The organism is Bacillus cereus (genome assembly GCF_025917685.1).
In the GTDB taxonomy this organism is placed as follows: Bacteria; Bacillota; Bacilli; order Bacillales; family Bacillaceae_G; genus Bacillus_A; species Bacillus_A cereus_AT.
The window spans coordinates 312501-337177 of sequence record NZ_CP089518.1 but is presented as its reverse complement, the minus strand read 5'-3'; the positions used below and the strand labels follow the sequence as shown (position 1 = coordinate 337177).

Sequence of the window (24677 nt, the reverse complement as noted above, 5' to 3'; positions counted from 1 at the left end):
ATCTACAAAATATGAGTATATTCCAAAACATTTTTCCCTATTAACAAAATAGTAACTAATAAAAATAAAGTCCTTACATATCCAACACCTTTTTGAACCGCAAACTTCGATCCAAAATAAGCACCTAAAATCATTGATAACCCCATAATAATACCGTATTCAAAATGAATCACATCTAAAAATAAAAAAGTAATTAAAGATACGATATTACTAACGAAATTCAATAGTTTTCCAGATGCTGCCGCTTGAATAAAATCCAAACCAATTAATAAAAATGCAAAAATTAAAAAGGATCCTGTCCCCGGTCCAAAAAATCCGTCGTAAAACCCTATCATTAAAATAACAAAGAAAAACATTAATGTTTTCCCTTTTGTCATCTTTTTATAGGTAGATGCACTTCCCCAATCTTTTTTCGCAATAATATAAATGGCAATAAAAACCAACATCACAAGTACTAGTGGACGCAAAATATCAGGCGGAATAAACTTTACTACTAAGGCACCTGCGACTGCTCCAACAATAGTTAATGGGATTAACTTTCCTACAATTCGAAAATCAACCTTACCTGATCGAATAAAATAAATTGTACTCGTAAGCGTCCCCATCGTTGCAGCTAATTTATTTGTTGCGATTGCCGAAGCTGGTGATAAACCAACAAACATAAGTGCAGGAAGCGAAATTAACCCTCCTCCTCCAACAACCGAATCAATAAAAGCAGCTAAAAACCCGAATGCAATTAATAAAATAATGACTTGAAAGCTTAGTTCTTCCATGATTTTACCCCTTACCCCTTTATTTGTAACATTTAAAATTATAACAAAATTTTCCGAGAAAAAAAGCTGTTCCTTTATAGAAACAGCTTTCATCTTTAATCTAAAATTTTCACAAGTGGTTCATCTTGCTTCGCTTCACGTATAATAATTGCTTCTGGGCGTTCCACTGATTTAATTGTTACTTGTACTTTCATATAATTCGGGAAGTATTGCATAACAAGTCCAGCTACATATTGTGTAAAACCAATGACTTCAGCTTTCCCATTGAATTGGACAGGAATATCGAGCTTCATTTCTTTTAATTCATCATCTCTATACATTCCAGTACCAATAATAGCTGTATAATCGCCTTGGAAATATTCACTTAATTTTGATTTAAAGTTTGACACACTTGCAAGATCTTCACGTTTATTATCCGATTTCGCTTGTTCAGACGGGAACAAATAGTATTTCTCATTGATCGGCTTCCAATCCTCAACCGTTTCACTGCCTTTTTCTACCTTAGCATAAGAAACAAAATTCCCTGGTACAAGCGAAGACTTTGGACCTTGACGATAAATTGCAAATGTAACCGGAACATCTTTTATTCCAGGCTTTTTTTGCTGCATGACTTTCAAGATTTCTTGTGCCATTTTTTTCCCTTCAGCTAACATTTTTTCTTGCTCGATTTTAGCCTCACGCGGATAACCATGCTCTTCCTCGTAATAATGAACCGAATTCATCGCTAATCCAACTACAACACCATCAGGCTCAGTACCTTTATCACCATTTTGTAAGTAATAGTCATGTTCTAAAATATTTGAGATATACATTGGATTTTTTGTATTTTTTACTTCTAACGATTCTGATCCTTCACCTACGGCAGGATTCAACCCTATATTTGGAAATTTGACCGCATCTTTTTTCAACTTATCCTCTAGCTCTTTTTGTTCAGCATCTGTACGCTTTCTTTTCACAAGCATTTGAATCATTTGTGTGTCTAAAACGTCTCCACCTTTAAAGAAATAATCTTTCGTGCTAAATGATTCTTTCGCAATGCGCATTAGTCCCGTTTCAAATTCATCTATATCTAGACGATTGTTCAAACTTTGTCCAACTAAACCACGTGCACGACCTGGATCAAATGGAAATGTTGTCTTATAATATTCATCCGAAATGGAATATTTTGAGATAACCGCTTGCTCTTTCGCTTTCCCTGATTTCTCAACTGTTTTTTCATCTTTGTTAGAACCCATGCTACACCCACTTACAAGTAGGCTAAGACTTAATACCGCTAACGCTATTTTTTTCATCGTAAGTTTGCACCTCTTACTTATTCAGCTCTTGTAAGAACCTCTCTTCATTCCAAACTTCAACATTGTGCTTCTCTGCTTGCGCTAATTTCGAACCAGCAGCTTCACCAGCAACAACTAAATCCGTACTTTTACTAACACTTCCTGTTACTTTTCCACCAAGTGCTTCAATCTTTTTCTTCGCTTCACTTCGCCCCATAACTTCTAGCTTACCTGTTAAGACAACCGTTTTTCCTGCAAAGTAAGATTCAACATTTTGTAAATCTGCACTTTTTATACCTTTGTATGTCATGTTCACGCCATACTCTTTAAACTGTTGTAATAGCTCTAATACGTCTTCATTATCAAAATATGTTACAACGGATTGAGCCATTTTTTCACCAATCTCATTAATTGTTTTTAGTTCTTCTTCCGTCGCTTTCACAAGCTCATCCATCGTTTCGAAATGCTCCGCAAATGTGCGTGCTGCTTTCGCTCCAACGTGGCGAATTCCAAGACCAAATAATAATCGCTCTAATGAGTTTTCCTTCGAATTATCAATTGCTTGTACTAAATTTGTTGCTGATTTTTCACCAAAACGCTCTAACTGTAATAATTGTTCTTTCGTCAATGCATATAAATCTGCAAACGTACGAATATAATCCGCATCAAAGAGTTGTGTAATTACACGTTCTCCAAGTCCGTCAATATTCATTGCATTTCTTGAAACGAAATGGATTAATCCTTCACGAATTTGAGCTGGACAAGTCGGATTTATACATCGAAGTGCTACTTCTTCTTCTAAACGAACAAGTTCACTCTCACACGCTGGACAATGCGTTGGCATATGATATTCTTCTTCCTCACCATTACGCTTATCAAAAATAACGTTCACAACTTCAGGAATGATATCTCCAGCTTTTTTCACAACAACGTAGTCACCGATTCGAATATCTTTTTCACGAATTAAATCTTCGTTATGTAAAGAAGCACGACGAACGATAGTTCCAGCTACTCGCACTGGCTCTAGCTCTGCAGTTGGTGTTACAACCCCTGTGCGGCCGACACTTAATTCAATCCCTGTTAATCTCGTAACAACTTCTTCAGCCGGGAATTTATAAGCAATCGCCCATCTTGGACTCTTCGCTGTAGTTCCTAAGCTTTCTTGAAGAGCAACATCGTCTACTTTTATAACGATTCCATCAATCTCATAATCAAGATGCGGGCGTTTTTCTTGCCATTCTTCTACATAGGCTATTACATCTTCGATTGTTTCACATGTACGACGATTTGGATTCGTCTTAAATCCAAGCTCACCTAAGAAATCCAGTGATTCACTATGGGATGGAATTGTTTTTTCTTCTACATTAGCAAGACCATACACAAACATAGATAAATTACGCTTCGCTGCAACTTTCGGATCAAGTTGACGTATCGATCCTGCTGCCGCATTACGTGGATTCGCAAATACATCTTCACCATTTTGTTCTTTCTCTTCATTCAACTTAACGAATGAACGCTTCGGCATATAAGCCTCGCCTCGTGCTTCTAACGTTACTTCTTCATTTAAACGCAGCGGGATAGCTTTAATCGTTTTTAAGTTTTGGGTAATATCTTCACCCGTTATACCATCACCACGTGTTGCTCCTTGAATGAAGCGTCCTTTTTCATAATGAAGTGAAACAGCAAGTCCGTCAATTTTTAATTCGCATATATATCTTACATTCGCATCATCAATTCCTTGATGTACTCTTCGATCAAAATCACGCAAATCTCCTTCATTAAACGCGTTTCCTAAACTTAACATTGGTGATTTATGCGTTACCTTTTCAAATATATCAAGAACAGTCCCCCCAACGCGAATGGAGGGAGAGTCTTCACTCATAAACTCTGGGTTCTCTGCTTCTAATTTTATAAGCTCCTGCATATTACGGTCATACTCCGCATCAGAAACAGAAGGATTGTCTAATACGTGATATTGATAGTTAAATGTATTTAACAAATCACGTAGTTCTTCTATACGTTCTTTTGCTATCTCTTTTGACATATCCTCATTCCTTTCCTATTGTTTCGTCACAGGTGCGAATTTTGCTAATAAACGTTTAACACCAATTGGGCTTGGGAACGCAATATCTAATTCTTTCGCATCACCTTCACCTTTTACACTTACAACTGTACCGACTCCCCATTTTTGGTGGGAAGCTTTATCGCCTACTGCCCAGCCGATTTGTTCGCCGCCCGTTGTCTTAGCTGCAGGACGTACGAAAGCTGAACGAGAACGTGTTGTTGTTGTACTTTTCGTTCTTCCTTTTGCCCCAAACGAAGTTTCACGCTTCGGCGCTGTTTCATTTAATGATTCCACTAGTTCTGCCGGAATTTCTGTAATAAATCGAGATGATGCGTTCATACTTGTTCTACCAAATAAAGTACGCATTTGTGCATTGGATAAATATAATTCTTCTTCTGCACGAGTAATACCTACATAAGCAAGACGACGTTCTTCTTGCATTTCATCTTCTTCCATCAGAGAACGAGTATGCGGGAATATCCCTTCCTCTAAACCAACAATAAAGACAACTGGGAATTCTAATCCTTTCGCCGAGTGCATCGTCATTAAAATAACTTCCTCACCAGCAGTTGGATCTTCATCTACACGATCAATATCAGCAACAAGCGCTAAGTCTGTTAAGAATGCAACAAGGCTCTTATCTTCGCTTTGAGATTCAAATGTTTGCGTAACAGATAAAAACTCATCTAAGTTCTCTAAACGGCCTTCTGCTTCTAAAGTACGCTCATTTTTCAACATATCGCGATAGCCTGTTTTTTCAATAACTTCTTCTACTAACTCTGTAACAGATAAATACTCTTGCATATTTACCCAGTTGTGTAATAAACCTGCAAATTCTTTTACTGCCTTTGTTATTTTTGCACTTACACCAACATGCTCAATCTCATCAAATACAGCAGTTAATGAGATTCCGTTTTGCACACCATAATTTATAATTTTATCGATAGAAGTCGCACCTATACCGCGTTTCGGCATGTTAATAATACGTGCGAAACTAATCTCATCATCTGGATTCCCAATTAAACGTAAGTACGCCAAAATGTCTTTAATCTCTTTACGATCGTAGAACTTAGTACCGCCGACAATTTTGTAAGGAATATTAGATTTCAGGAAAATTTCCTCGACCATACGAGACTGGGCATTTGTACGATATAACACTGCAAAATCAGTATATTTTCGTTTCCCCATTTGAATATCGTCACGAATTTTTTTCGCAACAAAATACGCCTCGTCTTTTTCTGTTGCAGCACGATAATACGAGATTTTGCTTCCAACTTGATTGTCTGTCCATAATTTCTTCGGTTTACGGTTTGAATTTTTTTCAATAACAGCATTCGCTGCATTTAAAATATTTTGTGACGAACGATAGTTTTGTTCTAATAGAATAACTTGCGCATTCTCATAGTCTTTTTCGAATGACAAAATGTTAGAAATGTCCGCACCACGCCAGCGGTAAATAGACTGATCAGAATCACCTACAACGCAAAGATTTTTAAAACGTGCTGCTAAATGTTTAACAAGAAGGTACTGCGCTTTGTTCGTATCTTGATACTCATCCACGTGAATGTATTGGAACTTACGCTGATAAAACTCTAGTACTTCTGGAACACGTTCAAATAGCTGAATCGTTGTCATAATTAAATCGTCAAAGTCTAATGAATTATTTTTCAAAAGACGTTTTTGATATTCTGTATATACATCGCTCGTTAATTTTTCATATGGATCAGCGATTGTAATTTTTTTCGCATATTTATCTGCAGATAACAATTCATTTTTCGCATTACTAATACCAGCTAAAATAGAGCGCGGCTCAAATTTCTTCGGATCAATATTGCGCTCTTTCATAATTTTTTTGACTACAGTTAACTGATCGCCTGAATCTAAGATTGTAAAGTTACGATTAATACCAATGCGATCGATATCACGTCGTAAAATACGTACACACATAGAGTGGAACGTAGAAATCCAAATATCTTCTGCTTCTGGTCCGACAAGTGTATCGATACGCTCGCGCATTTCACGAGCTGCTTTATTTGTAAAGGTAATAGCTAGTACATTCCATGGTGCTACACCTTTTTCACCAAGTAAATACGCAATACGATGTGTTAACACACGTGTTTTACCACTACCGGCACCTGCCATTAATAGAAGTGGTCCATTCGTTGTTTGTACTGCTTTTTGTTGTTGCGGATTTAAACCATTTAATAACCTATCTGTCGTACTCATATACGCCTGCACCTACTCTCCTTTTACTGCTTTAACTGTTTTTAACGCGGATTTTATATCATCATAAATAATATTTCCAACAACTACTGTATCAGCATACTGCGCCATTTCTTTCGCTTGTTCTGCATTAGAAATACCGCCGCCATAATACAACTTCGCTTGTTTTAATTCTGCTTTTACATTTTTAACAAGTTCAATGTCGCCATACGTACCGCTATATTCTAAATAAAATATCGGTAAACGTAATAGCTTGTCTGCTAAACGCGCGTATGCAATCACATCATCTTCTGTTACATCACATTTCGCATCTGTAAGCTGGGCTACTTTCGCTTCAGGATTTAAAACACAATACCCTTCCATGAAAATTTCGTCCCAGTCCATAATATCCCCAAATTCTTTCAAAGCTTCATGATGAACACCTGTTATCCATTCTACCTTTCGGCTATTTAAAACGCTTGGGATATAATAAAAATCAAATCCTGGTGTAATTGCTTCCACATCAGAAACCTCTAACACACAAGGTACTGCATATCTACGAATGCTAACTAGCATGTGTAGTACATTATCAATTGTTATGCCATCACTTCCGCCTACAATAACAGCATCTGTTCCAGACTCACAAATCATTTCTAAATGTTCGTCACTTAACTCCTTATTTGGATCAAGCTTAAATACATGTTTCCATTTGGAAATATCGTACATGAAAACACCCTTTCTTTTTTCTAATCATATCTATATCCCTGCTCAAAAAAGCAGTTAGTTTTTATTAAGATTTTTGAAATTCTTCTACTATATCTGTTCACAAAGACGAGCCAAGTTTCGCGCTCCCTTTTATGCATTCTTTCATTATAACAAAAAAAGCTACTTACACACACGCCCATTCCAACATCTTTTTCAACGTTAAATGTTGGATTACATATCAAAAAACTTATATGGAATACTAACAAATGAAATAGTATTTCTATTTCGAAGTTCATCAAAAAGGAGTGTTTTTCTAATGAAGCAAAACATCGGTACAATTAGTGCTCTAATTCGAATCACACTCGGACTTATCCTCTTCGGTTGTAGTACAGCTAAACTCGTACGTAAACCTCGGTGCACTTGGTCTAAAGTTTTGCTATGGATTGGTGCCATGAAAATTGCAGAGGGCATCGTTCGTTTCTGCCCTATCGTTGAAGCATGTAAGTTTGGAAAATATATGAATATGGGCGCATTTAAAATGCCTAGCATGAATTTTACTGAAAAAGGACATGCTAAAGAAGAAGTGAATCAAACTCCCAGTCATGACAAACCAAAGTCAAATGGAAGTTATGACACTTCTGACAAAGAGATTGAGTCAGCGATTGAAGAATTAATCCTGGCAAAACCGCTTTGAATCATTTGTCACGATGCAAGATGCTCTCAAAGAGACTTAGCTGCTGCAGTGGGCGGTTAAGTCTTCTTTATTTTACCACAAAACAGAACGTACATTCTTATTCTCACCCCTAAAACATACATAAAAAACATCCATCACTAAAATTCAGAAAATTAGGTGTAAACCCCTTGCGTAAAATGATATAAAAGTGATATCATTTTTATATCAGGAGGCGATCATATGAAAGAAAAACAAGTTTTTTATGTAAATGGTTTTCTCGGTATTATCGGGATTTTGATTTTAGCTGCTATCGGTATATTTTGCCTTGCCCAAGAAATTTTCATAGTAGCAGCATTAACAATTATTTTAGCAGCGGTTCTCGCTACAGGTATTGGTATTGTTCAACCAAACCAAGCGAAAGTCATTACGTTTTTCGGTAATTATTTAGGAACAATTCGTCAAAACGGTTTATTTTTAACAATTCCATTCGCATTCCGTCAAACTGTATCGTTACGTGTTGAAAACTTTAACAGTAAGAAATTAAAAGTAAACGATGTTGAGGGAAATCCAATTGAAATTGCAGCCGTTATCGTATATAAAGTTGTTGATTCTGCAAAAGCAATGTTTGGTGTTGAGCATTACGATCGATTCGTAGAAATTCAAAGCGAAACGGCAATCCGCCACGTTGCAACAAAATATCCTTATGATAATTTTCAAGATGAAACTTGCATTACGTTACGCGGAAATACTGAAGAAATCTCTGAAGAATTAAAACGTGAGTTAGAAGCGCGCCTTGAAATCGCTGGCGTAGAAGTATTAGAAACTCGTTTAACACATTTAGCTTACGCAACAGAAATTGCCCATGCAATGCTACAACGTCAACAAGCAAAAGCAGTATTAGCTGCTAGAAAAGAGATTGTTGAAGGTGCTGTGAAGATGGCGAAAGATTCAATCCATATGTTAGATGAAGAAGGCGTGCTGGAACTCGATGACGAGCGTAAAGCAAATATGGTAAACAACTTATTAGTTGCCATCGTTTCAGATAAAGGTGCGCAGCCAGTTATTAATACAGGAAGCCTATATTAAAAGGTTGTAAATAATTATGGCTAAAAAGAAAAGCTTTCCATTACGTATTGATCCTGAATTACACGCAGTCATCGAAAAATGGGCGAATGATGAGTTTCGTAGCGTCAATGCACACATCGAGTATTTGCTTCGAGAAATGGCAAAGCAAAAAGGGAAATTGAAAAAAGATAAAGATGAATAAAAAATCCCGCTGAGAAATCAGCGGGATTTTCATATTAGCTTCTCGTCATCTCATGCCCAATTGCGCGATATCCTATATCACTTCGATAAAATAAACCATCACTCTCAATTTTACCGATTTCTTTATATACTTTGTCTTTCGCTTCTTGTAAACTATTCGCCTTACAAGCAACAAATAGCACACGGCCACCGTTTGTTACAAAGTCTCCATGTTTCATCGCTGTACCCGCATGGAAAACAATCACATCTTGCAGCGCATCTAGTCCGCTAATAATATCACCTTTTTTATATGCTTCTGGGTATCCTTTAGAAGCCAGTACGATACCGATTACCGCTTCTTCTGACCATTGTAATTTTAATTCACTTTCATCTAATACAGCGTTACATACATCAACTAAATCGTTTTCTAAGCGAGGTAATACAACTTCTGTTTCAGGATCACCAAAGCGTGCATTAAATTCAATTACCTTTGGACCATCATTTGTTAAAATAAGACCTGCGTATAAAATACCTGTAAACGAACGGTTTTCTGCAATCATCGCCTTGGCAGTTGGGTGTAATACTGTTTGAATCGCTTCTTGAACTGCTGATTCTGGAATTTGTGGTACTGGAGAATATGCACCCATTCCGCCTGTATTTGGACCTTTATCCCCATCAAAAGCGCGTTTATGATCTTGAGCAATTACCATCGGATGTACGGTTGTTCCATTCACGAATGCCATTAATGAAAATTCTTGTCCATCTAGAAACTCTTCAATAACGACCTTCTTGCTTGCTTCACCGAATTTCACATCTTGCAGCATTTCTTTCACAGCTTGTAATGCGTCTTCAAGCGTCATTGCTACTGTTACACCTTTACCAGCAGCTAAACCATCTGCCTTAATTACAATCGGTGCACCAACTTTTTGAATATACTTTACCGCTTCTTCATAGTCTGTAAAAGTTTCATATGCCGCAGTTGGAATATCATACTTTTTCATCAATTCCTTCGTAAAAGCTTTACTACCTTCAATAACAGCAGCTGCTTTATTAGGACCAAATACACGAAGTCCCTCTTCCTTAAAACGATCCACGATTCCGTTCATAAGCGGAATTTCAGGTCCAACGAAAGTTAATTCAACATTATTCTCTTTGGCAAATAAGACTAATGCATCAAAATCATTTTCATCAATATCAATTGGTGTTGCGACATCTCGCATACCTTCATTACCTGGTGCTACATATACTTTTTCTACCTTTTCAGATTGTGCAAATTTCCAAGCTAAAGCGTGCTCACGCCCACCGCGACCAATTACTAAAACATTCATATTTCATCCCCCAATAATTAAATAAGTACAAACTAGAAGCTATGCTCCTAGTTTGCTTTTTCTATCACTGTAAGTTTAAAAAGGAGGATCAAGAGAACCGAGCAAGTCGAGGCGCATTTGCCAGGAGGACACGGAGTGTAGTTTTCCTACATGAGTACCGCACTGGCAATACAACGACGACATGTGACAGTTATCTTGACCGGACTTTTTAAACACCCTTATCAATATAAGTTTAAAAAGGAGGATCAAGAGAACCGAGCAGGTCGAGGCGCATTCGACAGGAGGACACGGAGTGTAGTTTTCCTACATGAGTACCGCACTGGCAATGCAACGACGACATGCGACAGTTATCTTGACCGGACTTTTTAAACATCCTCTATTAGTGTTTGAAATGACGTACGCCAGTGAACACCATCGCAATCCCATACTCATCTGCCATCTTAATAGAATCTTCATCACGAATTGATCCACCCGGTTGGATAATTGCTGTAATACCTGCTTTCGCTGCTTCTTCTACTGTATCTGGCATTGGGAAGAAAGCATCAGATGCAAGTGCGCTACCTTGTGCTTTTTCGCCAGCTTGTGTAATTGCGATTTTTGCAGAACCTACACGGTTCATCTGTCCAGCACCGACACCAATTGTCATATCATCTTTCGCCAAAACAATTGCATTTGATTTCACATGCTTTACAACTTTCCAAGCTAGTTTTAAGTCTTTCCACTCTTGCTCTGACGGTTCACGTTTCGTTGGAATTGAAATTGTATTCTCATCTAATGATAACGTATCTTCCTCTTGAACAAGAAGTCCACCTTGTACAGAAGTTAATTTTTTACTTGCACTTGTCGCTTTTTCAATATTTACAGTTAGTAAACGTAAGTTCTTCTTACTTTGCAACACTTCTAAAGCTTCTTGCGAGAACGAAGGTGCGATAACAATTTCTAAGAAAATTTCATGTAACTTTTCAGCTGTAGCTTTATCAATTTCACGATTAACTGCAATAATACCGCCAAAAATTGATACTGGATCTGCCTCATAAGCACGTGTGTATGCTTCATGAATATCAGTTCCTACTCCAACACCACATGGATTCATATGTTTTACCGCCACTACTGCTGGTTCTGTAAATTCTTTTACGATGCTAAGCGCTGCGTCTGCATCGTTAATATTGTTATAAGATAATTCTTTACCGTGTAATTGTTCTGCATATGCAACTGAAGAAGTTGCAGCAAATGGTGCTTTATAGAAAGTAGCCTTTTGATGTGGGTTCTCTCCATAACGTAAGTCTTGCTTTTTCTCAAACGTCACAGTTAACGTTTCTGGACTTTCTTCACCCATTTGTTCTGTTAAGTAGTTAGAAATTAACGCATCATATGCTGCTGTATGACGGAATACTTTCGCTGCTAATTTACGTTTCGTCTCTTCTTTTACTTCGCCGTTCTCTTTCAGTTCTGCTAATACAACATCATAATCTACTGGATCTACAATTACCGAGACAAATTTATGATTTTTCGCAGCAGAGCGAATCATTGTTGGGCCACCGATATCAATATTTTCAATTGCATCAGCAAATGTTACATCAGGCTTAGCGATTGTTTCTTTAAATGGGTATAAGTTAACAACAACAAAGTCAATTGGTTGAATGCCTAATTCATTCATTTGCGCTACATGTGTTTCATTATCACGAACGGCTAATAGACCACCATGAATATTTGGATGTAATGTTTTTACACGGCCATCCATAATTTCTGGGAAACCAGTTACTTCAGAAATACCGATTACTTGTAAACCGTTTTCTTCTAGTAATTTTTTCGTACCACCTGTTGAGATAACTTCGATCCCTTGTTCAAGTAAGCCTTTAACAAATTCTACTACTCCTGTTTTATCTGAAACACTTACTAATGCACGCTTTTTCATTTATCCTTCACCCCTGGTTGTATGTTAGTTAACAGTTGGTTCTTTCACAGACTGAACAATTTGATTCACTGTATTTACGTATAATTTATGTTCAACTTGTTGAATTTTCTTTTGTAAACTTTCTCTCGTATCCCCTTCAGAAACAACTACTGCTTCTTGCGCAATAATCGGACCTGTATCCATACCTGCATCTACATAATGAATCGTTACTCCAGTTACTTTCACACCTGCTTCTAACGCTTGACCGACAGCATCTTTACCTGGAAAACTCGGTAGTAGTGATGGATGAATATTAATAATCTTCCCGCCGTACGCTTCTAGTAAAGTCGGCCCGATTAAACGCATATAGCCAGCTAAAATAACATAATCAATTTCATATTCTTCTAGCTTCTTTAATATCTCTTTTTCAAATGCTTCTTTTGACTCATATGCTTTCGCTGAAAAGGCGAAACACGGAATATGGTGATAATGTGCCCGTCCAATAGCGCGTGCCTCTGGTTTATCACATACTAATAAACTAATATCTGCATCCAATCTTTTTTCTTCTACCGCATTAATGAGAGATTGAAAGTTAGAGCCGCTTCCAGAAGCAAAAACTGCTAATCTACTCATAGTTCTGTGCTCCCGTTAAAAGTAACGTCAGCACCTTGTACAGTGCGTCCAATAATACGAGCTGTTTCGCCTTGCTCTTCAAGAAGACGAACAATATCTTTTGCATCTTCTTCCTTCACCGCTACTACCATACCAATACCCATGTTAAAAATATTGAACATTTCTTTCTCTTCCAGTTTTCCAACTTCTTGAAGTAAACTGAAGATCGGCTGAATTTCCCAAGCTCCTAGCTCAATTTCAGCACCAATTCCTTCTGGCAACATACGTGGAATATTTTCAATGAATCCGCCACCTGTAATATGCGCCATACCGTATACTTCATGTTTCTTCAATAGTTCTAAAATAGGTTTGACATAAATTTTCGTTGGTTTTAATAATTCTTCACCAAGAGGTAGCTCTAAGCGTCCGTAAATACGATCTAAAGATAGCTCTCCATCTTCTAGTAACACTTTTCGTACTAAAGAGTAACCATTACTATGAATACCGCTAGATGCTAATCCAATTAATACGTGACCAGCTTCAATTTTCTCACCTGTTACAATTTTCTTTTTATCAACAATCCCAACTGTAAAACCAGCTAAATCATACTCTTCCGTAGAATACATTCCTGGCATTTCAGCTGTTTCTCCACCAATTAATGCACAACCAGCTTGGCGACAGCCCTCTGATATACCTTTGACGATGTTTTCAATTTTACTAGGTTCAGCTTTACCACAAGCAATATAATCAAGGAAGAAAAGCGGCTCTGCTCCTTGGACAACAATATCATTTACACACATTGCTACTGCATCAATACCGATTGTGTCATGTTTATCTGCCATAAAAGCGAGCATTAATTTTGTTCCCACGCCATCTGTTCCAGATACTAATACAGGTTCTTCTAATGCAAATTTTGATAGATCAAACATACCTCCAAAACCGCCTAAACCGCCTAGTACTTCTTTTCTCATTGTTGTTTGTACGTGTTTTTTCATGCGAGATACCGCTTCATATCCAGCTTCAATATCTACTCCTGCTTGCTTATATGCATTCGCCATCGTTATTTACACCTCGTCTTTTAATTTCTCCCCATCCAGGGCGGCCGTTTTAAGAAAGAAGCTAGCTTCTACATCAAAAGAGGTAGAAGCTTTTTTCTTCTTATTTCATACTTTCTAAAAGCTCTTGCTCATAATCATAAAGTGCTGTTGGATAGTCTCCATTGAAGTAAGCCATACATAGGCCGCCATATTTCCCTTCATATGGACGTCCAATTGCATCTACTAATCCATCTTCGCTTAAAAATGTTAAAGAATCTGCTCCGATTATTTCACGTATTTCTTCTACTGTATTATTTGCTGCAATTAATTCTTTTCTCGTTTGAATATCAATACCATAGAAGCATGGATATTTCAGAGGTGGTGAAGCGATTCTTACATGAACCTCTGTCGCTCCAGCCTCGCGAAGCATACGAACAATTCGTTTACTTGTCGTTCCTCTTACGATAGAATCGTCAATCATAACAACTCGTTTCCCTTCAACTACACCTCTTACTGCGGAAAGCTTCATCTTTACCCCTTGCTCGCGCAGTTCTTGAGAAGGTTGAATAAATGTACGTCCAACGTAACGATTTTTAATTAATCCTAACTCATACGGAATGCCTGTCGCCTCCGCATAGCCAATCGCAGCTGAAATACTAGAATCTGGTACACCAGTAACAACATCAGCTTCAATAGGAGCTTCTGCCGCTAAACGTTTCCCCATATTTTTACGTGCTGCATGAACGTTAATACCTGCAATATTAGAATCCGGACGTGCAAAGTAAATGTATTCCATACTACAAATTGCATGATCTACTTCATTTGTAAAACGATCTACATGAATTCCTTCATCATTGATGATAAGTAATTCACCAGGTTCTACATCGCGAATATATGTAGCACCCACTACATCGAAAGCACATGTTTCTGATGCTACAACGTAAGCATCCCCCATCTTTCCAATTGAAAGAGGACGGAATCCATTTGGATCCAACGCAACGATCATTTCATTTCCAGTTAGTAAAAGATATGCAAACGCACCTTTCACTTTATTTAAAGCCTCTTTTACACTTTCAATTAAAGAATCTTTTGTACTACGTTTAATGAGATGTAAAAGTACTTCTGTATCTGAACTTGTTTGAAAAATACTTCCTTCTGCCTCTAATTCACGACGAAGCATCTTTGCATTAATTAAATTTCCGTTATGAGCTAATGCCATACTATGATCAGAAAAACGGAATAATAATGGTTGAACGTTAGCAACTTCACTTCCACCTGCTGTCGCATATCGTACGTGTCCGATTGCTGATTTCCCGTTTAATCCTTCTAGCTCACCTCTTGAAAACACTTCTGATATTAAACCTAACCCCTTGTGACCGATGATTTTTTCCCCATTATTTACAACAATGCCTGCGCCCTCTTGCCCACGGTGCTGCAAACTGTGCAATCCGTAGTACGAAACTTGTGCTGCATTTTCATGCCCCCAAATTCCGAAAACGCCACATTCTTCATTTAACCCCTTTATTTCAGCAAGCATGGGATTGCCCCTTTCCAAGCCTTTCTCATTTCGTCTACATTTGCTGTAAGTAATACTTCATTTTCTTCATTATTAATTGTTACTTCATTTGTATTTGTCACTTCTCCAACTTGAATTGCTTCAACGACTTTCTCGAATGCTTCTTTATTTTCACGTTTTACAGTTAGAACGAAGCGAGATTGTGATTCCGCAAATAATACTGCCGTTGCTTCTCCGTCTAATTTCACATTAGCACCTAAACCGTTAGCACCAATTGCACTTTCAGAAATTGCAACTGCTAAACCACCTTCAGCAACATCATGTGCAGATTGAACAAGGCCAGCTTGAATTGCTTCTAATACTTGTTTTTGACGTTTTAATTCTACATCTAGATCGATACTTGGTGATTGGCCGAAAATTTTGCCGTGGACCATTTTCTGTAATTCACTTCCACCAAACTCAGCTTTCGTCTCTCCGATTACGTAAACTAAATCGCCAGCTTGCTTAAATTCTTGTGTTGTTACGTGTTTTAGATCATGTACAAGACCAACCATACCAACAGTCGGTGTTGGATATACCGCTTCACCACTACGCTCGTTATACATCGATACGTTTCCGCCGATAACTGGCGTTTGTAATGTGCGACAAGCTTCACTCATACCGTCTACTGATTTCTCAATTTGCCAGAAGATCTCTGGTTTTTCTGGGTTACCAAAGTTTAAGCAATCTGTAATTGCAAGTGGTTCTCCGCCAGAACATACGATATTACGAGCTGCCTCTGCTACCGCAATTTTCCCGCCCATTTCTGGATCTAAGTAAATATAGCGTGAGTTGCAATCTGTCGTCATTGCTAATCCTTTTTCTGTACCGCGCACACGTACAACCGCTGCATCTGAACCTGGTGTAACAACTGTGCTTGTGCGTACTTGATAATCATATTGATCATATACCCACTCTTTACTTGCAATTGTCGGTTGTTGTAGTAAAGCGAATAACGTTTCTTTATAATCTTCTACTTTTGGTGTTTCCATTTTCATCTGCTGGAACTCAGCAAAGTATGCTGCTTCTTTTGATGGTTTATGATAAATTGGTGCTTCTTCTGCAAGAGCATCTGCTGGTACTTCAGCTACCTTTTCACCTTTATGGAATAAACGAAGCATTTTGTCTTCCGTTACTTTCCCCATCGTAACTGCTGCAAGACCATACTTCTCAAATAAATCTACTATTTCTTGCTCTCTACCTTTTTTTATAACAATTAACATACGCTCTTGTGATTCAGATAGCATCATTTCATATGGTGTCATTCCTGTTTCACGCTGTGGTACATCATCTAAGTACATTTCAATACCCATTCCTGCTTTACTTGCCATTTCTGCAGAAGATGATGTTAAACCAGCTGCGCCCATATCTTGAATTCCAACAAGTGCATCAGACTGAATAAGTTCTAAACACGCTTCAATAAGAAGTTTCTCCATAAATGGATCTCCTACTTGAACTGCCGGACGTTTCGCTTCTGAACTTTCAGATAGCTCTTCAGATGCGAATGTTGCACCGTGAATACCATCACGACCAGTTGATGCTCCTACGTACATTACTGTATTACCAGCACCGTGCGCTTGCCCTTTTTTAATATCTTCATGGTTAATTAAACCTACGCACATTGCATTTACAAGTGGATTTCCTTCATAACATGGATCAAATTGTACTTCGCCGCCAACAGTAGGAATACCGATGCAGTTACCGTATCCTGCAATTCCTGCTACTACTTCTTCGAATAAGTATTTCACACGTGGTGATTGTAATTCACCGAAGCGAAGTGAGTTTAATAGGGCTACCGGACGTGCTCCCATAGAGAATACATCACGAATAATACCGCCAACGCCTGTTGCTGCTCCTTGATATGGTTCAATTGCAGAAGGGTGGTTATGGCTTTCCATTTTAAATACAACCGCTTGATTATCACCGATGTCTACAATTCCAGCACCTTCTCCAGGTCCTTGCAGAACGCGCTCACCCGTCGTTGGGAATTTACGAAGTACTGGCTTCGAATTTTTATAACTACAATGTTCAGACCACATAACAGAGAATAATCCTGTTTCTGTATAATTTGGCAGACGGCCTAAAATCTTTTCAACCATGGCAAACTCTTCGTCTGTTAGCCCCATTTCCGCATATATGCGTTCTTCTTTAATTTGTGTTGGATTTGGTTCAAGCATTAACGACATATGTTTCCCTCCACTGTTTTAAGATAGATTGAAAGACTTTTAACCCTTCAGCACCGCCAAGTAATTCATCTACAGCACGCTCTGGGTGTGGCATCATACCAAGTACATTCCCTTTTTCATTTACAATACCAGCAATATCTGAAACGCTTCCATTCGGATTTTCTACATAACGGAATGCGATTTGATTATTCTCTTCTAATTGTTTAAGAGTTGCTTCATCACAATAGTAATTCCCCTCACCATGTGCAATTGGAATATTGATTACTTCATCTTTTTCATATTGTGATGTAAACATAGTTTCATTATTTTCAACACGTAACTGAACCGTACGGCACATAAACTTTAAGTTTTCGTTTCTCATTAATGCTCCTGGTAGTAATCCCGATTCAACAAGAATCTGGAATCCATTACATACACCTAAAATCGGCTTTCCTTGCTCAGCAGCTTTTTGCACTGCTTTCATTGCATTAGCAAAGCGAGAAATAGCACCACAGCGTAAGTAGTCACCGTAAGAGAAGCCACCTGGTAGTAAAATTGCATCATATTCATCTAAATTCTCTCTATCGTGCCAAACGTAATCTACCTCTTCACCAAGCTCATCTTTAATTGCATGGAACATATCGACATCACAGTTCGAACCCGGAAATACTATTACTGCAAATTTCACTGTGCGACAACCTCCTCAACTTCATAACGGAAGTCTTCCATTACAACGTTTGTTAATAGTTTTTCACACATTTCTTTTACCTTTGCATCAAGGTCAGATACTGATTTATCAATTGTTAGTTCCATGTACTTTCCGATTCGAACGTCTTGTACTTCTGTAAATGAAAGACTATGAAGTGCCCCTTTTACTGCTGTTCCTTGTGGATCTAATACACTTTCTCTTAACGTTACATATACCTTAACTTTATACATGTGAAATTCCCCCTAAACGTTTTAAAATTTCTTCATATGCTTCTGTTAAATTCCCAAGATCACGACGGAATACGTCTTTATCAAACTTTTCATTGCTCGCTTCATCCCATAAACGGCAAGTATCTGGTGAAATTTCATCCGCTAAAATAATTTCTCCCTCATCTGTTACACCAAACTCTAATTTGAAATCTACTAATCTTACACGACAGCTTGCGAAATGCTCAATCAATACTTGATTGATTTGTAGAGCCATATCTCGTAATACGCTTACTTGCTCTGGTGATGCAACGTTTAATACACGAATATGATCTTCCGTTACAAGCGGATCTCCTAAATCATCATCTTTGAAGTAAAATTCTACGATTGGTTCTGCAAGTACAGTTCCTTCTTCCATTCTTAATCGTTTTGAAAGGCTTCCTGCAATTACATTTCTTGTGACAACTTCTAGAGGAATAATACTCACTTTTTTAACAAGTTGCTCTGTTTCAGATAACTTCTCAACGAAATGTGTTTTAATTCCTACTTCTTGTAACTTTCTGAACAATAAAGTTGTAATCTCATTGTTCAAACGACCTTTTCCTGTAATCGTCTCTTTTTTCTCCCCATTGAAAGCAGTCGCACTATCTTTATACTCTACCCAAACCATATCTGCTGATTCTGTACGATAAATTCTTTTTGCCTTACCTTCATACAGCAATTCTAGCTTTTGCATTTCGCAAGCCCCCTGTAGTTTGAAAAATGTGAATAATATTTTTATAAAGAATGGCACAGAATGACTCTATTCTGTGCCATATGAAATTTTACGCTTCGTTTAATCCAAGGCGTTCAAAGATTGTATCAACATGTTGCATATGATGCTCATAGTTGAAGCACTCATTAATTTCTTCTTGCGTTAACTTGCTCGTAATGCGCTCATCACCTTCTACAAGCTCTTTAAATTGTACTTGTGTTTCCCAAGCTTCCATCGCTTTAGGTTGTACGATATCATAAGCTTCTTCACGTACCATACCTTTGTCGATTAATGTAAGCATTACGCGCTGAGAATAAATTAAGCCGTATGTTCTTGTCATATTGCGTTTCATATTCTCTGGGTATACAGTTAAGTTTTTAACGATATTACCAAAGCGATTTAACATGTAATTTAACGCGATTGTAGCATCTGGTAAAATTACGCGTTCTGCTGAAGAATGAGAAATATCGCGCTCATGCCATAATGGAACATTCTCGTAAGCTGTCATCATATAACCGCGGATAACACGAGCTAAACCGGTCATATTTTCAGATCCAATTGGATTACGTTTATGTGGCATTGCAGAAGAGCCTTTTTGACCTTTTGCGAAAGCCTCTTCAACTTCACGTGTTTCACTCTTTTGTAAACCACGAATCTCAACTGCCATCTTTTCAATAGATGTTGCGATTAGTGCAAGTGTTGACATGTAATGAGCATGGCGATCACGTTGCAATGTTTGTGTAGAAATTGGTGCTGCTTCTAATCCTAAGTTTTCACAAACAAATTTTTCTACGAATGGATCAATATTCGCGTATGTACCAACCGCACCAGATAATTTACCAACGCGAACTGTATCAGCAGCTTGTTTGAAACGCTCTACGTTACGTTTCATTTCTTCATACCAAAGACCAAGCTTTAAACCAAATGTTGTTGGTTCTGCATGAACACCATGTGTTCTCCCCATCATGATTGTGTATTTGTGCTCTTTCGCTTTGTTAGCTAAAATGCTAACGAAGTTTTCTAAGTCTTTTAATAAGATTTCATTCGCTTGTTTTAAGATGTAAGATAATGCTGTATCTACTACGTCTGTAGATGTTAAACCGTAATGAACCCATTTACGTTCCTCACCTAATGCTGGTGTTTCTGATACAGCACGAGTGAATGCAACTACATCATGACGTGTTTCTTTTTCGATTTCATAAATACGATCGATATCAAATGATGCATGTTCACGAATTTTTTTCACATCTTCTTTTGGAATGTCGCCAAGCTCAGCCCATGCTTCACAAGCTAAAATCTCAACTTCTAACCATGCCTTAAATTTGTTTTCTTCCGTCCAAATTGCACCCATTTCAGGGCGTGTATAACGATTAATCATCTTTTTCCCTCCAACAGTTGTTCTTGATGGTCCCAAATATGCAAACTCTTCGCTTTTTCTAGAGCGACTTCAATATTATCATTTAAAATATTAACATGCCCCATTTTTCGCTGCGCTTTTGCTTCTTCTTTTCCATACAAGTGTAAATAGCACCCGGTTAGTCTATTCACTTGTCCTAGGACCCCTTCTATATGTTCGCCTAAAATGTTTACCATGACAACTGGTTTTAACAAATTTGTTTCTCCAAGAGGTAAATTACAGATTGCTCGAATATGTTGACCAAATTGGCTCGTTTCACATGCATCCTGTGTATAATGCCCTGAATTGTGAGGTCTTGGTGCTAATTCATTAATGTAAATCTCACCATCAGCTGTAGCAAACATCTCTACCGCTAGTGTTCCCACAAGTTTTAATTCATCCGCAAGTACCTTTGCATAAGCAATTGCTTTTTGAGAAAGCTCTTCTGTAATGCGAGCTGGAACGATAGATTCATGCAAGATGTTATTCACATGAATATTTTCTGCTACAGGAAATACTTTCGTTTCACCACTTACACTACGAATTACAATAACTGATATTTCTTTTTCAAAAGGTACCCATTTTTCTAGAATGCATTCTGCTTTATTAGTAAGCTCTTTTGCTCTTACAACATCAGCTTCGCTCTTTAAAACAACTTGCCCTTTACCATCGTATCCACCTGTCGTTGTTTTTAAGACAGAAGGAAAAGATAACTCTGTAATTGCTTCTGCAAGTTGATTTTCATTTTGAACCAATCTATACGATGCTACCGGTAAACCAGCTTTTTCAATTGCATTCTTTTCAGTAAAGCGATTTTGTGTTTTATTTAATAATTGACTACCTTGTGGTAAATACGCATGTTTTTCAAGCCATTGTAAACATCTATAATCAATATTCTCAAATTCATATGTGACAACGTCGCTTATCTCTGCTAAGTGCTGAATTGCTTTTAGATCGTCATAAGATGCAACAATCTCATTATCAGCAACTTGTGCACATGGTGAATGCTTTGTAGGGTCTAAAACAGCGATTTTATAACCCATTTCCTTAGCTGCCAACCCCATCATTCTTCCAAGCTGGCCGCCTCCAATAATGCCGATTGTTTTTCCAGGTAAAATGATTCTCGTCATACTAGCTCACTACCTTCACGCACAGTTTTCTCAATAGCTTCTCGTCTCAACTCTAATGCATCATGTATATCATCATGAAATGATCCAAGTATTTGTGCAGCAAGTAATCCAGCATTCGTTGAACCAGCCTTACCAATTGCAACAGTTGCAACTGGAACACCTCCTGGCATTTGGACAATGGATAATAATGAATCTAGGCCGTTTAACGCCTTTGATTGAACTGGAACACCGATTACAGGAAGATTTGTCTTCGCTGCAACCATTCCTGGTAAATGCGCTGCTCCACCGGCTCCAGCAATAATAACTTTTAATCCACGTTCACGAGCTGTCTCTGCATATTCAAACATATAATCCGGAGTCCTATGAGCGGATACAACTTTTTTCTCATACGGTATATTTAATTCATCTAAAATGTCACAAGCATATTTCATTGTTTCCCAGTCTGACGTGCTTCCCATTATGACTCCAACTAGTGATTTCATATTAGAATCCCCCCGATTCAAATAAAAAAAGCCTGAAATAGAACAGTTTCTCTTTTACTATGAGAGAAAGCGCTCTACTCAGGCATACGTATCCCTTGTGAATAGAAAAATACCGAGTGACTTTCCCTCATAGTCTAACGAATAACGGTCGTTAGGTAGAGACTTGCAGGCCATATCCCCGCGATTATATGAGGTCTTATATATTATTGTTTCTATGGCTATATTAACAATATTTCATAAACAATGTCAACAAATAATCGAATGTTTTTTTATTAGTAATCAATAACGTTCGTGTTTTAGTTATATTCAAAAGAAGAATTGCAACTATATGCAAGAAGAAAGGGGAATTAGAATATATATTTCTAGAGATCTATTTTACGTATAATTTACTTCAGTATGTTTCAACCAAAGTATATACACTCTTGTATTCTATACATCAATAGAACTTATATTATAATCATTTAATTTCTAAGGAGAAATAACCGTGAAAAAAATAACTGTGCTATTATCCTATTTATGTTTCTCTATCGCGATAATTGCTGTAGTTATTGAATACTTATTTATATCATCCCATTTTTTCTACTCTCATTATTTTAAATATATACTTATGATAGAACTAATGCTTCCTATCTTAGGTATTATTTTAGGAGCATTCGGAAAATCAGGAGCACAAAAAATCATTGCCATTATTTTAAACAGCCTCTATTTCATTCTTTTCTCTTCTTTAGCTTCATTCAATTTATGGATTTTAACATTTGGTAAATAAAAATAAACATAAAAAAACCTAAGTCGAAACGACTTAGGTTTTTGCTTGGCGACGTCCTACTCTCACAGGGACAAGGTCCCAACTACCATCGGCGCTAGAGAGCTTAACTTCCGTGTTCGGTATGGGAACGGGTGTGACCTCTCTGCCATCATCACCAAACTATGAAGGCATATTCCTTCAAAACTAGATAACATTTGCTACATATTATATGGTTAAGTCCTCGATCTATTAGTATTCGTCAGCTCCACATGTCACCATGCTTCCACCTCGAACCTATCAACCTGATCATCTTTCAGGGATCTTACTAGCTTACGCTATGGGAAATCTCATCTTGAGGGGGGCTTCATGCTTAGATGCTTTCAGCACTTATCCCTTCCGCACATAGCTACCCAGCTATGCCCTTGGCAGAACAACTGGTACACCAGCGGTGCGTCCATCCCGGTCCTCTCGTACTAAGGACAGCTCCTCTCAAATTTCCTACGCCCACGACGGATAGGGACCGAACTGTCTCACGACGTTCTGAACCCAGCTCGCGTACCGCTTTAATGGGCGAACAGCCCAACCCTTGGGACCGACTACAGCCCCAGGATGCGATGAGCCGACATCGAGGTGCCAAACCTCCCCGTCGATGTGGACTCTTGGGGGAGATAAGCCTGTTATCCCCGGGGTAGCTTTTATCCGTTGAGCGATGGCCCTTCCATGCGGAACCACCGGATCACTAAGCCCGACTTTCGTCCCTGCTCGACTTGTAGGTCTCGCAGTCAAGCTCCCTTATGCCTTTGCACTCTACGAATGATTTCCAACCATTCTGAGGGAACCTTTGGGCGCCTCCGTTACACTTTAGGAGGCGACCGCCCCAGTCAAACTGCCCACCTGACACTGTCTCCCGGGTCGATAAGACCCGTAGGTTAGAATTTCAATACAGTCAGGGCGGTATCCCACCAGCGCCTCCACCGAAGCTAGCGCTCCGGTTTCAATGGCTCCCGCCTATCCTGTACAAACTGTACCAAAATTCAATATCAGGCTACAGTAAAGCTCCACGGGGTCTTTCCGTCCTGTCGCGGGTAACCTGCATCTTCACAGGTACTATAATTTCACCGAGTCTCTGGTTGAGACAGTGCCCAAATCGTTACACCTTTCGTGCGGGTCGGAACTTACCCGACAAGGAATTTCGCTACCTTAGGACCGTTATAGTTACGGCCGCCGTTTACTGGGGCTTCAGTTCAGAGCTTCGCTTACGCTAACCCCTCTCCTTAACCTTCCAGCACCGGGCAGGTGTCAGCCCCTATACTTCGCCTTACGGCTTCGCAGAGACCTGTGTTTTTGCTAAACAGTCGCTTGGGCCTATTCACTGCGGCTTTCCGTTAAGAAAGCACCCCTTCTCCCGAAGTTACGGGGTCATTTTGCCGAGTTCCTTAACCAGAGTTCTCTCGCACACCTTAGGATTCTCTCCTCGCCTACCTGTGTCGGTTTGCGGTACAGGCACCTTTTATCTCGCTAGAAGCTTTTCTTGGCAGCGGGGAATCAAAGACTTCGCTCCATAAGGAGCTTCCCCATCACAGCTCAGCCTTCACGATAAGCGGATTTGCCTACTTATCAGCCTAACTGCTTGGACGTGCACAACCAATCGCACGCTTCTTCTATCCTTCTGCGTCCCTCCATTGCTCAAACGATAAAGAGGTGGTACAGGAATATCAACCTGTTGT

At 38.5% G+C, this 24677-nt stretch carries 21 protein-coding genes, 2 rRNA genes and 1 riboswitch (1 of these 24 only partly in view); of the genes, 4 read left to right on the top strand and 19 right to left on the bottom strand.

Going from position 1 to position 24677, the window contains the following annotated elements:
• Positions 1 to 2 precede the first annotated feature (2 nt).
• From LUS72_RS01810 to LUS72_RS01790, 5 genes are all read right to left on the bottom strand, one after another.
• A complete protein-coding gene (locus tag LUS72_RS01810) occupies positions 3 to 773 on the bottom strand; it encodes a TSUP family transporter (protein WP_071747201.1) in 771 nt (256 codons plus the stop codon).
• Positions 774 to 868: 95 nt separating this feature from the next.
• Positions 869 to 2065, bottom strand: coding sequence for a CamS family sex pheromone protein (locus tag LUS72_RS01805; RefSeq protein ID WP_264448522.1), 1197 nt, complete (start codon positions 2063 to 2065; stop codon positions 869 to 871).
• Positions 2066 to 2081: 16 nt separating this feature from the next.
• Positions 2082 to 4091: an NAD-dependent DNA ligase LigA gene (gene ligA, locus LUS72_RS01800; RefSeq protein WP_264448521.1), complete on the bottom strand. Its 2010-nt coding sequence runs from the start codon at positions 4089 to 4091 to the stop codon at positions 2082 to 2084.
• Between the two features lie 15 nt (positions 4092 to 4106).
• Positions 4107 to 6338 carry a DNA helicase PcrA gene (gene pcrA / locus LUS72_RS01795; RefSeq protein ID WP_264448520.1) on the bottom strand — a complete coding sequence of 744 codons (2232 nt, stop codon included), beginning with the start codon at positions 6336 to 6338 and terminating at the stop codon, positions 4107 to 4109.
• A 12-nt stretch (positions 6339 to 6350) separates the two neighbouring features.
• A complete protein-coding gene (locus tag LUS72_RS01790; protein ID WP_264448519.1) occupies positions 6351 to 7040 on the bottom strand; it encodes a heptaprenylglyceryl phosphate synthase in 690 nt (229 codons plus the stop codon).
• Positions 7041 to 7335: 295 nt separating this feature from the next.
• Between LUS72_RS01790 and LUS72_RS01785 the strand changes: the two genes are divergently transcribed.
• The 3 genes from LUS72_RS01785 to LUS72_RS01775 all read left to right on the top strand — a co-directional run bounded on the left by LUS72_RS01785 (position 7336) and on the right by LUS72_RS01775 (position 8959).
• Complete coding sequence (locus LUS72_RS01785) at positions 7336 to 7713, top strand: YgaP family membrane protein (RefSeq protein WP_264448518.1); 378 nt, start codon at positions 7336 to 7338, stop codon at positions 7711 to 7713.
• Positions 7714 to 7932: 219 nt separating this feature from the next.
• Positions 7933 to 8778 carry an SPFH domain-containing protein gene (locus LUS72_RS01780; RefSeq protein ID WP_264448517.1) on the top strand — a complete coding sequence of 282 codons (846 nt, stop codon included), beginning with the start codon at positions 7933 to 7935 and terminating at the stop codon, positions 8776 to 8778.
• Positions 8779 to 8794: 16 nt separating this feature from the next.
• Positions 8795 to 8959: a type II toxin-antitoxin system antitoxin gene (locus tag LUS72_RS01775; protein WP_001085172.1), complete on the top strand. Its 165-nt coding sequence runs from the start codon at positions 8795 to 8797 to the stop codon at positions 8957 to 8959.
• Positions 8960 to 8993: 34 nt separating this feature from the next.
• Here the strand turns inward: LUS72_RS01775 and purD are convergent, their stop codons facing one another.
• The 12 genes from purD to purE form a co-directional block, all read right to left on the bottom strand.
• Positions 8994 to 10265, bottom strand: a complete 1272-nt coding sequence (purD, locus tag LUS72_RS01770; RefSeq protein ID WP_097829008.1) for a phosphoribosylamine--glycine ligase — start codon at positions 10263 to 10265, stop codon at positions 8994 to 8996.
• A 379-nt stretch (positions 10266 to 10644) separates the two neighbouring features.
• Complete coding sequence (purH, locus tag LUS72_RS01765) at positions 10645 to 12180, bottom strand: bifunctional phosphoribosylaminoimidazolecarboxamide formyltransferase/IMP cyclohydrolase (RefSeq protein ID WP_097829009.1); 1536 nt, start codon at positions 12178 to 12180, stop codon at positions 10645 to 10647.
• Positions 12181 to 12204: 24 nt separating this feature from the next.
• Complete coding sequence (gene purN, locus LUS72_RS01760) at positions 12205 to 12792, bottom strand: phosphoribosylglycinamide formyltransferase (protein WP_097829010.1); 588 nt, start codon at positions 12790 to 12792, stop codon at positions 12205 to 12207.
• The gene (gene purM, locus LUS72_RS01755; protein ID WP_097829011.1) at positions 12789 to 13829 is read right to left on the bottom strand and encodes a phosphoribosylformylglycinamidine cyclo-ligase; all 1041 of its coding nucleotides are present in this window, start codon (positions 13827 to 13829) and stop codon (positions 12789 to 12791) included. The genes purN and purM overlap by 4 nt, the downstream gene beginning before the upstream one ends.
• 100 nt (positions 13830 to 13929) lie before the next feature.
• Entirely contained in the window at positions 13930 to 15345 is a 1416-nt protein-coding gene (purF, locus tag LUS72_RS01750; RefSeq protein WP_000879018.1) for an amidophosphoribosyltransferase, read from the bottom strand.
• The gene (gene purL / locus LUS72_RS01745; protein ID WP_097829012.1) at positions 15330 to 17549 is read right to left on the bottom strand and encodes a phosphoribosylformylglycinamidine synthase II; all 2220 of its coding nucleotides are present in this window, start codon (positions 17547 to 17549) and stop codon (positions 15330 to 15332) included. The genes purF and purL overlap by 16 nt, the downstream gene beginning before the upstream one ends.
• On the bottom strand, positions 17533 to 18216 hold the full coding sequence (gene purQ / locus LUS72_RS01740; protein WP_000666771.1) for a phosphoribosylformylglycinamidine synthase subunit PurQ: 684 nt from the start codon (positions 18214 to 18216) through the stop codon (positions 17533 to 17535). The genes purL and purQ overlap by 17 nt, the downstream gene beginning before the upstream one ends.
• Positions 18213 to 18467, bottom strand: a complete 255-nt coding sequence (gene purS, locus LUS72_RS01735; protein ID WP_000278821.1) for a phosphoribosylformylglycinamidine synthase subunit PurS — start codon at positions 18465 to 18467, stop codon at positions 18213 to 18215. The genes purQ and purS overlap by 4 nt, the downstream gene beginning before the upstream one ends.
• Complete coding sequence (gene purC, locus LUS72_RS01730; protein ID WP_264448516.1) at positions 18460 to 19179, bottom strand: phosphoribosylaminoimidazolesuccinocarboxamide synthase; 720 nt, start codon at positions 19177 to 19179, stop codon at positions 18460 to 18462. The genes purS and purC overlap by 8 nt, the downstream gene beginning before the upstream one ends.
• 88 nt (positions 19180 to 19267) lie before the next feature.
• Positions 19268 to 20575, bottom strand: coding sequence for an adenylosuccinate lyase (gene purB, locus LUS72_RS01725; protein WP_097829013.1), 1308 nt, complete (start codon positions 20573 to 20575; stop codon positions 19268 to 19270).
• The gene (gene purK, locus LUS72_RS01720; RefSeq protein ID WP_264448515.1) at positions 20572 to 21723 is read right to left on the bottom strand and encodes a 5-(carboxyamino)imidazole ribonucleotide synthase; all 1152 of its coding nucleotides are present in this window, start codon (positions 21721 to 21723) and stop codon (positions 20572 to 20574) included. The genes purB and purK overlap by 4 nt, the downstream gene beginning before the upstream one ends.
• Positions 21720 to 22205, bottom strand: coding sequence for a 5-(carboxyamino)imidazole ribonucleotide mutase (purE, locus tag LUS72_RS01715; RefSeq protein ID WP_002010008.1), 486 nt, complete (start codon positions 22203 to 22205; stop codon positions 21720 to 21722). Before purE ends, purK begins: the two co-directional genes overlap by 4 nt.
• 110 nt (positions 22206 to 22315) lie before the next feature.
• Positions 22316 to 22417, bottom strand: a riboswitch (purine riboswitch).
• Positions 22418 to 22689: 272 nt separating this feature from the next.
• Between purE and LUS72_RS01710 the strand changes: the two genes are divergently transcribed.
• Positions 22690 to 22971 carry a hypothetical protein gene (locus LUS72_RS01710; protein ID WP_097829015.1) on the top strand — a complete coding sequence of 94 codons (282 nt, stop codon included), beginning with the start codon at positions 22690 to 22692 and terminating at the stop codon, positions 22969 to 22971.
• A 43-nt stretch (positions 22972 to 23014) separates the two neighbouring features.
• Here LUS72_RS01710 and rrf read toward each other — a convergent pair.
• Positions 23015 to 23130: ribosomal RNA gene (gene rrf, locus LUS72_RS01705) — 5S ribosomal RNA — on the bottom strand.
• Between the two features lie 49 nt (positions 23131 to 23179).
• Positions 23180 to 24677, bottom strand: a 23S ribosomal RNA gene (locus tag LUS72_RS01700); it runs 1424 nt beyond the window's last position.

Coding starts and splice junctions, on each gene's coding strand:
- purN (WP_097829010.1), bottom strand. CDS start 12,792: ATGAGTAGATTAGCAGTTTTTGCTTCTGGAAGCGGCTCTAACTTTCAA.
- purD (WP_097829008.1), bottom strand. CDS start 10,265: ATGAATGTTTTAGTAATTGGTCGCGGTGGGCGTGAGCACGCTTTAGCT.
- LUS72_RS01785 (WP_264448518.1), top strand. CDS start 7,336: ATGAAGCAAAACATCGGTACAATTAGTGCTCTAATTCGAATCACACTC.
- purK (WP_264448515.1), bottom strand. CDS start 21,723: ATGACGAGAATCATTTTACCTGGAAAAACAATCGGCATTATTGGAGGC.
- LUS72_RS01810 (WP_071747201.1), bottom strand. CDS start 773: ATGGAAGAACTAAGCTTTCAAGTCATTATTTTATTAATTGCATTCGGG.
- purC (WP_264448516.1), bottom strand. CDS start 19,179: ATGCAAAAGCTAGAATTGCTGTATGAAGGTAAGGCAAAAAGAATTTAT.
- LUS72_RS01790 (WP_264448519.1), bottom strand. CDS start 7,040: ATGTACGATATTTCCAAATGGAAACATGTATTTAAGCTTGATCCAAAT.
- purH (WP_097829009.1), bottom strand. CDS start 12,180: ATGAAAAAGCGTGCATTAGTAAGTGTTTCAGATAAAACAGGAGTAGTA.
- purB (WP_097829013.1), bottom strand. CDS start 20,575: ATGATTAATCGTTATACACGCCCTGAAATGGGTGCAATTTGGACGGAA.
- LUS72_RS01780 (WP_264448517.1), top strand. CDS start 7,933: ATGAAAGAAAAACAAGTTTTTTATGTAAATGGTTTTCTCGGTATTATC.
- purF (WP_000879018.1), bottom strand. CDS start 15,345: ATGCTTGCTGAAATAAAGGGGTTAAATGAAGAATGTGGCGTTTTCGGA.
- pcrA (WP_264448520.1), bottom strand. CDS start 6,338: ATGAGTACGACAGATAGGTTATTAAATGGTTTAAATCCGCAACAACAA.
- LUS72_RS01805 (WP_264448522.1), bottom strand. CDS start 2,065: ATGAAAAAAATAGCGTTAGCGGTATTAAGTCTTAGCCTACTTGTAAGT.
- purL (WP_097829012.1), bottom strand. CDS start 17,549: ATGTCGTTAATGCTTGAACCAAATCCAACACAAATTAAAGAAGAACGC.
- purS (WP_000278821.1), bottom strand. CDS start 18,467: ATGTATAAAGTTAAGGTATATGTAACGTTAAGAGAAAGTGTATTAGAT.
- purE (WP_002010008.1), bottom strand. CDS start 22,205: ATGAAATCACTAGTTGGAGTCATAATGGGAAGCACGTCAGACTGGGAA.
- ligA (WP_264448521.1), bottom strand. CDS start 4,091: ATGTCAAAAGAGATAGCAAAAGAACGTATAGAAGAACTACGTGATTTG.
- LUS72_RS01775 (WP_001085172.1), top strand. CDS start 8,795: ATGGCTAAAAAGAAAAGCTTTCCATTACGTATTGATCCTGAATTACAC.
- purM (WP_097829011.1), bottom strand. CDS start 13,829: ATGGCGAATGCATATAAGCAAGCAGGAGTAGATATTGAAGCTGGATAT.